General features: G+C 39.0%; 4 protein-coding genes and 1 pseudogene. 3 read left to right on the plus strand and 2 right to left on the minus strand.

Translation table 11 applies throughout. The annotated features are described in order from the left end of the window. From QZT73_RS01125 to QZT73_RS01135, 3 genes and pseudogenes are all read left to right on the plus strand, one after another. Positions 1–281 (plus strand): annotated as a pseudogene (locus QZT73_RS01125) (hypothetical protein); the annotation flags it as partial. After that, positions 281–817: a redoxin domain-containing protein gene (locus QZT73_RS01130; protein ID WP_291779345.1), complete on the plus strand. Its 537-nt coding sequence runs from the start codon at positions 281–283 to the stop codon at positions 815–817. The pseudogene QZT73_RS01125 and the gene QZT73_RS01130, both read left to right, overlap by 1 nt. After that, positions 792–2972, plus strand: coding sequence for a peptidase domain-containing ABC transporter (locus QZT73_RS01135; protein ID WP_291779342.1), 2181 nt, complete (start codon positions 792–794; stop codon positions 2970–2972). The genes QZT73_RS01130 and QZT73_RS01135 overlap by 26 nt, the downstream gene beginning before the upstream one ends. Here QZT73_RS01135 and QZT73_RS01140 read toward each other — a convergent pair. Both QZT73_RS01140 and hutH read right to left on the minus strand, forming a co-directional pair. Beyond that, positions 2965–3273: a hypothetical protein gene (locus QZT73_RS01140; protein ID WP_291779340.1), complete on the minus strand. Its 309-nt coding sequence runs from the start codon at positions 3271–3273 to the stop codon at positions 2965–2967. The two genes, QZT73_RS01135 and QZT73_RS01140, sit on opposite strands and share 8 nt — an antisense overlap. Positions 3274–3416: 143 nt before the next feature. Beyond that, positions 3417–4988, minus strand: coding sequence for a histidine ammonia-lyase (hutH, locus tag QZT73_RS01145; RefSeq protein WP_291786193.1), 1572 nt, complete (start codon positions 4986–4988; stop codon positions 3417–3419). Positions 4989–5206 lie beyond the last annotated feature (218 nt).

Consider the following 5206-nt stretch of genomic DNA (forward strand, 5'->3'; position numbering starts at 1 on the left):
AATTTGTAGAGCCAAGCTTCACTTTGGAGGAGTTTAATTCTTTCTATCCTTTATCTCTTTACAGTCTTTTTGATTCTAGTTTGTTAGAGAAATGGTTTCATTACCCATTCAAAGCTCTAAATGTTTTTGAAATAGGATATTGGTTTGCATTGGCAGGAAGTCTTGCTTTAGTATTGAGCCTCGACTTCAGTCAAATGTTTCGGGTAGTCATTTCTTACTACGGAGCTTATTTCGTCTGTTGGATTCTTTTTGTGGTTTTTATTTCCCTTAGTATTTACTGATGGTTAGACGGGAACAACTATTATTCTTTTTTTTCATAGCCCTTTTGGCATCTCTTGGTTTTCTGGTGTTTAATAGAATCAAGGAGAAAAACACCAATCTAGAACAGATCTCAATTTTACCGGAGTTTTATTTTTTTGATTCTTTGGGAAATACAGTTTATTGGAATGACTTGGAGACTATGGAAAAAGGTATTGTTGTTTTTTATGTCAATTCTACCTGTAGTCTTTGTCAAGAAGAGTTTTCTTTTATCAAAAACCATCTTGACGATTTCAAAGATGCCCAACTGATTTTCGTATCCACTGAAGATTTTGAAGATATAAGAAAATTTGCCAAGGAGTTTGAACTTTGGGGTAGGAAGGGGTTAACTTTCCTACAAGACAGAGAATTGCGCTTCAGTTCATTTTTCCATTTGGAAACTGTTCCTTCTACCCTTGTTTACAATGCCGAAGGCAGCTTATTGGGGGCATTCAAAGGAATGGTTTCTATCAAAAAAATTATCCAACTACTCAATGATGGATCTCGAAAAGAAAGTTAAGCGATCCCATATCCAGCAGTTAAGCAACAAAGATTGTGGAGCAACTTGCCTGGCAACCATTGTCAAGTTTTTTGGTGGTGAAATCTCTTTGGAACATTTAAGGAGGTTGTGTGGAACTACAAGAGAGGGTACTACAGTATTGGGGCTTTTTCAGGGAGCAAAGAAGATCGGGCTTGATGCCAGCCCTCTCAAGGCAAAGGAAATTAAAAATCTAAAAGATCTGAATTCGCCGGCAATTTTACATGTGATAATGGATGGAAACAGAAATCACTACATTACCTATTTTGGATATAAGGATAATCTTTTTCTAATCGCTGATCCGGGAGGCGAAGTTTTGTGGGTTGAAGAGGATTATTTAATTAGTATTTGGAAAAGTATGGCTTTGCTTTCCTTTACTCCCAATCAGGATTTTGAATTTTTGGAAAATCTAACAAAAAAGAAAATTCGCTGGCTATATGAGATAATAAAGGAGGACTTTCCTATACTGGGTATTATGGCGTTTTTAGGTTTAATTATGACGGTTTTGGGTCTGTCTGTATCTGTCTTCTCCCAGAAATTAATTGATGAGATACTTCCAAACTCCGATTACCAAAGACTTACTTTGGGAATTGTTCTGGTTTTTGTTTTGCTCACTGCAAGATCATTGACTGCATATGTCAGAAGTAAAATTACCGTTAAGCAAAGCACGGAATTTAATTCCAAGATTGTAATCGACTTTTATTCAAGGTTGATGAATCTGCGAAAAGAATTTTTTGATACCCGGAAGACGGGGGAGTTTATCAGTAGGCTTAATGATACCCAGCGTATCCAGCGAACAGTAACCTACCTTGCAAGAGACCTTTCAGTAGATTTGCTTTTGATTTTAGTTACAACCTTCGCCGTTTTTTCCTACTCAAACCAAATGGGCTATCTGCTTTTGTTTTTTCTACCGCTTTATTTTGCTTTAGTGTATACATATTCCAAAAGGCTTAGCACGAAACAAAAGTCGGTGATGAAGGCTTTTGCCATGACAGAAAGTAATTATATAGATACCATACAAGGGATTTCAAGCATCAAAAATTTTGGTAAGGAAAAAAATGTGACAGCGTTAAATAGTGACATCTACCTTAATTATCAAAATCAGGTTTACAGCTTAGGGATTTTGGGAGCCGGGATGGGGCTGAGTTCTAATTTTTTAGGAGTTGTATATATGTCAATATTACTTTCTGTAGCATCTTTAATGGTCCTGAGTGAGGCGTTGATGCTAGGTGAAATGGTGGCTTTGATTGCCTTCTTTGGAATGATCATCCCTTCGGTGAATAAATTGGCCATGTCCAATGTTCAGATCCAAGAAGCCAAGATAGCCTTTGAAAGGATGTTTGAGTTTGGTTTTGCTGAAAATGAGAAGGTTAATATACAAACAGATAAATTTGATGTTATTGATTCTGTACATCTGATAGATATTAATTTTCGCTTTACAGGGAGAAAATCACTTTTGAATAACATTAACTTAGAAATAGAAAAAGGTAGATTAACCTGTGTCTTAGGAGAAAGTGGAGGAGGAAAAAGTACTATGCTGCAACTGGTACTCAGGTTTTATGATTTGGAATCAGGGAAAATTGTAATCAACGGTAAAACAGATATAAATAATGTAAACCTAATTTCGTGGAGACCCTGTGTAGGGTATGTAGAACAAGAAACTAAAATCTTCAATGGTTCCCTTTTACAGAATATTTGTTTTTTTGATCCTAAAGTGAACGCTGAATCTGTAGTGAATTTTTGCAATGAATATGGTTTGATGAATTTTTTTAATCGTTTACCTGCTGGTTTAGAAACAATAATTGGAGAAGAAGGAATAAACCTTTCTGGTGGTCAAAAACAGTTGGTTTCATTTGCGAGAACCCTTTTTCATAATCCAAAATGCCTGCTTTTGGATGAATTTACTGGAGCGATGGATAAAGAAACCGAAGGTTTTATGTTACAAGTATTGGATGACCTAAAGTATAAAATTCCCATTCTCATTGTTACCCATAAAATTTCTCCTGCTTTAAGGTCTGATTACATTTATATTTTGAAAGATGGAAAAATAATAGAAAAAGGAACCCCAATGGATCTTTTAAAGTCAGAAAATTTGTTATCCAATTCTGTAAAGGAAATTTCAGGTTTTTTTAGTTGAGATTAATGACATTGTCTTGTGCACGGCTACCGCCGAAACAGATATGTGTATGGCAGTCAATCAAACCAGGAAGTGCGACAAAGTCTCCTTTTAAACTGACCATTTCTGCACCTATAGACTGTGCTTCGGGATATAGGTCCCAGTAATTGCCGATCTGATGGATTCGGTCATTTTTGATGAGAATGCCTGCTTCGGTAATTACTTCCAGCTGTTCATCTTTCAATGCACCTTTTAAGGGGAGGTTTGACATGGTAACAGCTTGGCGGATAGGGCCTATAAGGGTGTGTTTGATGGTTGACATATTCTTTTTTACGTGTTAATTTTTGCCACTAAGGCACTAAGACACAAAGGTTTTTTGGATTTGCCTAGTAATAAAGACTAAGGTTTGTTATCAATATTAGATTACCTTAGAGTCTTAGTGACTTTGTGGCTATTTCTCACGGCTTAGAACCTATCAAACTTCCCTGACCAAGGAGTCTCAAGCTCCAAACCTTCTTTCTCTGCAACTTCTCTAGCTAAGGTAAGCAATTCCCCACTTCGGATAATCTCAATAGCGGTTTCCATATCTTCATACATGATCTGATCTTCGGTGACGTGTTTGATTTTGGTTCGTACATGTTCATAAAGTACGGTCATGATTTTCCCGGATTTTAAAGGAGCATGGAAATCCACCGCCTGGGCAGCACAGAAGAGTTCTACGCCAAGGATTTTTTCCACATTCTCTATTACCTGAAGGGCTTTTCTGGCCCCAATGCTTCCCATACTCACATGGTCTTCCTGACCTAGGGAAGTTGGAATGCTGTCTGCTGAAGAAGGAAAACAAAGCACTTTGTTCTCGCTGGCCAACGCCGCCGTGGTGTACTGAGGGATCATAAAACCGGAATTCAGCCCTGTTTCTTTTAGGAGTAATTTGGGCACCCCGGGCGTATCTCCTTCCAAGGAAAGGTAAATCCTCCGGTCAGAAATATTGCCGAGTTCCGAAGCAGCCAAGCAGGCATAATCCAATGGCATGGCTATAGGTTGGCCATGGAAATTTCCCCCACTGATGGTATGGTTTTCGTCAAAGATAACAGGATTGTCAGTTACGGAATTGATTTCAATTTCCAATGTTTGTTTCAGATGCAGCCAGGCATTTCTGGAAGCGCCATGCACTTGTGGCATACAGCGCAAGGAATACGGATCCTGAACTCTTGCACATGTCGCATGTGAATGTACAATTTCGGATTCATGGAGCAGGTTAAGGATAGTCTGGGCTACATGCTGATTGCCGGCATAGGGCCGAAGTTGGTGGAGTTCGGCAGAAAATGGCTTGATTGAACCCAAGAGCCCTTCCAACATCATGGCTCCGGTGATGTCAGCATGGGTAAGGATATTGAAAAACCGATCAAGAACTTTGACTCCGAAAGCGGACATAAACTGAGTGCCATTGATCAACGCCAAACCTTCTTTAGGGCCAAGATGAATAGCTTCCATCTGATGTTGCTGCAATACTTCAGATGTAGAAAGGGTTTTCCCTTGGTAATGCACTTTTCCTAAACCGATCAATGGAATAAACAAATGGGAGAGGGGTGCAAGGTCACCTGAGGCACCTACCGAACCTTGTTTGGGTACCACCGGAATCACATCTTGCTCAATATGCCATATGATCCTATCCAAAGTCTGTTCCTGAATTCCCGAGTAACCCTTGGCCAATGCATGCAACTTGAGAATCAGCATCAGTTTTGCGATTTCTGTAGGAATGGGTTCACCCAATCCGACTGCATGGCTTTTGAGTAAATTCTCTTGGAGTTTCCGGGTTTGGTCGGGAGAGATCAGCGTGGTGCACAATGGCCCAAAGCCTGTATTGATGCCATAGACCGGTTGGCCTTTGGAGACTATTTGTTCTACGGCTTTTGCACTAGTCCGAACTTTTTTTCTGGTTTCTTCGGTAAGAATTCCTTCGATTTCATTCCTTGCGATTCCAAGGGCAATGGAAGCAGTGAGGTGTTCTTGGCCGTATTGGAAGGTTTTCGTCATATTTTTGTTTTTGCCACAAAGGCGCGAAGACGCTAAGATTTTTATTTTGGTTTGCCACAAAGATGCAAAGGCACTAAGTTTAATTTTTACAGCCACAAAGGCACTAAGCTTTCTTTATAATTGGCATCTGTGTTTAGTAGATTAATAGTTATTGCTTTATTTTTTTCAATAATGAGATATTACAACAATGTTGTTTTAACATTTTCTTTGCGCCTTCG

Origin of the sequence: Cecembia sp. (assembly GCF_007126775.1) — a bacterium.
GTDB lineage: Bacteria > Bacteroidota > Bacteroidia > Cytophagales > Cyclobacteriaceae > Cecembia.